Source organism: uncultured Empedobacter sp. (assembly GCF_937930195.1).
Classification (GTDB): domain Bacteria; phylum Bacteroidota; class Bacteroidia; order Flavobacteriales; family Weeksellaceae; genus Empedobacter; species Empedobacter stercoris.
This window is the reverse complement of record NZ_CALGVK010000167.1, coordinates 1-4507: the sequence shown is the minus strand read 5'-3', so window position 1 is coordinate 4507 and position 4507 is coordinate 1. Positions and strand designations below refer to the sequence as shown.

The 4507-nt window shown below is 33.2% G+C and carries 4 protein-coding genes and 1 pseudogene; 4 read left to right on the top strand and 1 reads right to left on the bottom strand.

The genetic code is table 11. The features are described from left to right. Positions 1–66 precede the first annotated feature (66 nt). Positions 67–659: pseudogene (locus Q0616_RS09645) on the bottom strand (hypothetical protein); the annotation flags it as partial. Between the two features lie 138 nt (positions 660–797). On the opposite strand from Q0616_RS09645, the gene Q0616_RS09640 reads away from it, so the two are divergent. The 4 genes from Q0616_RS09640 to Q0616_RS09625 form a co-directional block, all read left to right on the top strand. Beyond that, positions 798–1973, top strand: coding sequence for a 2-isopropylmalate synthase (locus Q0616_RS09640; protein WP_298776778.1), 1176 nt, complete (start codon positions 798–800; stop codon positions 1971–1973). Further along, positions 1970–3355 (top strand): 3-isopropylmalate dehydratase large subunit, encoded by a 1386-nt coding sequence (gene leuC / locus Q0616_RS09635; RefSeq protein ID WP_298776776.1) that lies wholly within the window; start codon positions 1970–1972, stop codon positions 3353–3355. The genes Q0616_RS09640 and leuC overlap by 4 nt, the downstream gene beginning before the upstream one ends. Before the next feature lie 12 nt (positions 3356–3367). Then, positions 3368–3970, top strand: a complete 603-nt coding sequence (gene leuD / locus Q0616_RS09630) for a 3-isopropylmalate dehydratase small subunit (protein WP_298776773.1) — start codon at positions 3368–3370, stop codon at positions 3968–3970. Further along, a partial coding sequence (locus tag Q0616_RS09625; RefSeq protein WP_298776771.1) for an isocitrate/isopropylmalate family dehydrogenase occupies positions 3957–4507 on the top strand: 551 nt, incomplete at its 3' end. The genes leuD and Q0616_RS09625, both read left to right, overlap by 14 nt.

The following is a 4507-nucleotide window of genomic DNA, read 5'->3' as shown; positions in this document are numbered from 1 at the left end:
AAACTAAAATCTACTTGGCCAGTTGCACTTATAACTTGAACATGGCAAGTTTTGAATTCTATTTATTTCTTCTTCATCTTTTGCATATCCATTTTCGAGTAGAATACTGTATAATTTAAGCGACAAATTTGATAATTTACTCGCTTGTAAATTCTGTAAATTTAACTCTTCAGATTGTTTAATTAATCAGCACGTCCGTAAATACTTCGAGTAATAAATTGAGATTCTATTATTTTTTCGAGTTCTAAAATATCGTATGCGATTGCTTTTTCATCAAAATCTAAGGCTTGTGATTTGGCTTTGTCTAACATTTTTAGACTTTGTTTATGTAATCCTTTTTGATATAAAATCGTTGCAAAATCAAACTGTTCACGTATTTGCATTCTTGAATTTTGCTGAGAAGGATTCATTCTCAAACTAATTAAAATTTGTTTATATAAATGAGCTTTTAGGTTTGATAATTGTTGTTTAGTTGTAATTTTTTTCTTTAAAATGATTGTTTCATCATATTCATTCAACTTATCTAATACATCAAATAATAAGAAAAATTTTGCATCTGCATTTATCTGCAAACGATTAACGTAAAGCTTAAATTGACGTTTTTCGGAACGATTTAAAGACTTTATTAAACTAAATAGAGCATCTTTATTATAATTAATCTTAAGTTAAGTTGTAGAAAAGCAATATTTTATCACGAGTAAAACAGCTTTAAGAATTGTAAAAGGTATTCTGTTTTAGAAACTTAAAGTTAGCACATTTTTATTTTTACATCACAATAACAATCAAAACAAATTGCTATGAGTGCTGAAAAGATTCAAATTTTTGATACAACGTTAAGAGATGGAGAGCAAGTTCCTGGTTGCAAATTAAACAAAAAACAAAAGTTAGATATTGCTGCGAGATTAGACGAGTTAGGAGTAGATGTGAGTGAAGCTGGTTTTCCAATTTCAAGTCCAGGAGATTTCGATGCTGTAAATGCAATATCGAAATTGGTAAAGAATGCAACTGTATGTGGTTTGACTCGCGCAAACAAAAAAGATATAGAGTCGGCAGCAAAGGCTTTGCAATTTGCTCAAAAACCAAGAATTCATACCGGAATTGGTACTTCGGATTCTCATATCATTCATAAATTTAATTCGAATCGTGAGGTAATCATAGAACGCGCTGTAGAAGCTGTTGCTTATGCAAAAACGTTTGTAGATGATGTAGAGTTTTATGCTGAAGATGCAGGACGTACAGACAATGTTTTTTTAGCACAAGTTTGTGAAGAAGTAATTAAAGCGGGTGCTACAGTGCTTAATATTCCAGATACAACCGGTTATTGTTTACCTTTTGAGTATGGAAATAAAATAAAATATTTGAAAGATCATGTTCAAGGAATTGATCGTGTGATTATTTCTTGTCACAATCATAATGATTTAGGTTTGGCTACTGCTAATGCGGTTGCGGGAGCAATAAATGGAGCACGTCAAATTGAATGTACAATTAAGGGAATAGGTGAGCGTGCAGGAAATACAGCTTTAGAAGAAATCGTTATGATTTTTAAACAACACAAAGAACTTAATTTTTATACAGATATCAATACTCAAATGTTAACGGAGTTAAGTCAATTAACATCAGAAACTATGGGTATGATGGTTCAACCTAATAAGGCGATTGTAGGTTCAAATGCTTTTGCACATAGTTCTGGAATTCATCAAGATGGTGTAATTAAGAACCGTGAAACTTATGAAATTATTAATCCTGCAGATGTTGGTGTAAACGAATCATCTATTATTTTAACAGCTCGTAGTGGACGTTCAGCCTTAGCGTATCGTTTAAAAGATATTGGTTTTGAGACTTCTAAAAATGAATTAGATGTTTTATATGAACAGTTTTTAGCCATTGCAGATACTAAAAAAGAAGTAGTTCGCGAAGATTTACTTGGATTAATGCATCAATTTAACCAAACAACACAAAGAAAATTTGCATGAGAACATTATTTGATAAAGTGTGGGATGCACACGTTGTTAGCCAGGTGGAAGATGGACCACAAGTGATTTATATTGATAAACATTTGATTCATGAAGTAACAAGCCCACAGGCTTTTTCTGAATTGGAAGCGAGAAACATTCCAGTTTTTAGACCAGATCAAATTGTAGCAACCGCAGATCACAATGTGCCAACAATCGATCAAGATCAACCAATTCGAGATCCATTATCTAAACAACAATTAGAACAATTAGCCATTAATTGCGAAAAAAATAACATTACATTTTATGGTTTAGGACACCCTTATCAAGGAATTGTTCATATCATTTCACCAGAATTAGGAATTACACAACCTGGAATGAGCATGGTTTGTGGTGATAGTCATACTTCTACGCATGGTGCATTTGGAGCAATTGCATTCGGAATTGGAACCAGTCAAGTCGCACAGGTTTTTGCAAGTCAATGTTTGTTGATGAATAAACCAAAATCGATGCGAATTAAAGTCAATGGAAAATTAAATCCGAATGTTCAACCAAAAGATGTGATTTTATATATCATTTCTAAAGTTGGAACAAATGCCGGAACAGGATATTTCTGTGAATATGCGGGAGATGTTTTTGAAAAGATGTCTATGGAAGGACGAATGACAGTATGTAATATGTCGATTGAAATGGGAGCTCGTGGAGGAATGATTGCACCTGATCAAACAACTTTTGATTATTTAAAAAACAAACCATTTGCACCGAAAGGAGAGGAATGGGAACAAAAAGTGGCGTATTGGAAAACCTTAGCAAGCGATGCAGATGCTGTTTTTGATGAAGAAATAGAATTTGATGCAGCTGATATTTTTCCAATGATTACGTTTGGAACGAATCCGGGAATGGGAATTTCGGTGAAAGATATGATTCCTTCGAAAGATTCATTAAACGAAAATGAAAAAGAATCGTTTGAAAAAGCATTGAAATATATGGGCTTCCAAGATAATCAATCGATCATCAATCATCCAATTGATTACGTATTTCTCGGGAGTTGTACCAATGCGAGAATCGAAGATTTGCGTCAAGTTGCAGATTATGTAAAAGGAAAACAGCGCAATAAAAATGTAACAGCGTGGATTGTTCCAGGATCAAAACAAGTAGAAAAGCAAGCAATAGAAGAAGGTTTGGATAAAATTTTTGAAGCCTCTGGTTTCAAATTGAGAGAACCAGGTTGTTCGGCTTGTTTGGCGATGAACGATGATAAAGTTCCGGAAGGAAAATACTGTGTATCGACTTCGAATAGAAATTTTGAAGGTCGTCAAGGTCCTAATTCAAGAACATTATTAGCAAGTCCTTTGGTGGCAGCAGCAGCAGCAATTCACGGGAAAATTGTTGATATCAATTAAAATTAACACAAGATGGATTCAATCAATCAACTAAAATCATCGGCAGTACCGATTAAAATAGAAAATATAGATACCGATCAAATTATTCCAGCTCGTTTCTTGAAAGCGATTAGCAGAGAAGGTTTTGGAGATAATTTATTCAGAGATTGGAGATTTAATCAAGAGAATGAAAGAATTAATGATTTTCCATTAAATGATACAAAGTTTGAAGGGAAAATTTTAGTTGCTGGTAAAAATTTTGGTTGTGGAAGTAGTCGCGAACACGTAGCTTGGGCAATCAAGGATTATGGATTTGATGTTGTGATTAGTAGTTATTTCGCAGATATCTTTAAAGGAAATGCATTAAACAATGGGATTTTACCAATTGTTGTTTCGGATGAAGTTTTAAATCAAATCTTTGAAATCATCGACCAAAACCCTTCAACAGAATTTGAAATTGATTTAGAAAAACAAACCTTAAAAATTCAAGATCAAACCATCAACTTTGATGTTGATTCATATAAAAAAATCTGTTTATTAAATGGATATTATGACATTGATTTTTTAATAAGTAAAAAAGATAAAATAGAAACTTACGAACAAAACCATAAATCTTTACAACATGAAAACGCATAAAATAGCAGTACTTTCTGGAGATGGAATAGGAACAGAAGTGGTTTCGGAAACAATAAAAGTTCTGAATGTAGTTGAACAACTTTTTAAATATAATTTCGAATTTGAGGAAGCTTTAATTGGAGCTATAGCAATTGACGAAACAGGAAATCCTTTGCCTGACGAAACATTACAATTATGTAAAAATGCTGATGCAGTGTTGTTCGGTTCTATTGGAGATCCAAAATATGATAATAATCCGAACGCTAAAGTTCGTCCCGAACAAGGTTTATTGAAAATGCGCAAGGATTTAGGATTGTATGCAAATATACGTCCAGTAACAACCTTTCCATCATTACTTCATAAGTCTCCATTGCGTGCAGAAATAATTGAAGGAGCAGACTTTATGTGTATTCGCGAATTGACAGGAGGAATGTATTTTGGCAGACCTCAAGGTCGTAGCGAAGATGGGAACACTGCCTACGATACATGTGTGTATACACGTGAGGAAATTGAACGAATACTTCACCTTGCTTATAAATTTGCTTTGCAAAGACGCAA

Excerpts from the sequence above, each read along its gene's own strand:
- Q0616_RS09640 (WP_298776778.1), top strand. The coding sequence starts at position 798 with ATGAGTGCTGAAAAGATTCAAATTTTTGATACAACGTTAAGAGATGGA.
- leuC (WP_298776776.1), top strand. The coding sequence starts at position 1,970 with ATGAGAACATTATTTGATAAAGTGTGGGATGCACACGTTGTTAGCCAG.
- leuD (WP_298776773.1), top strand. The coding sequence starts at position 3,368 with ATGGATTCAATCAATCAACTAAAATCATCGGCAGTACCGATTAAAATA.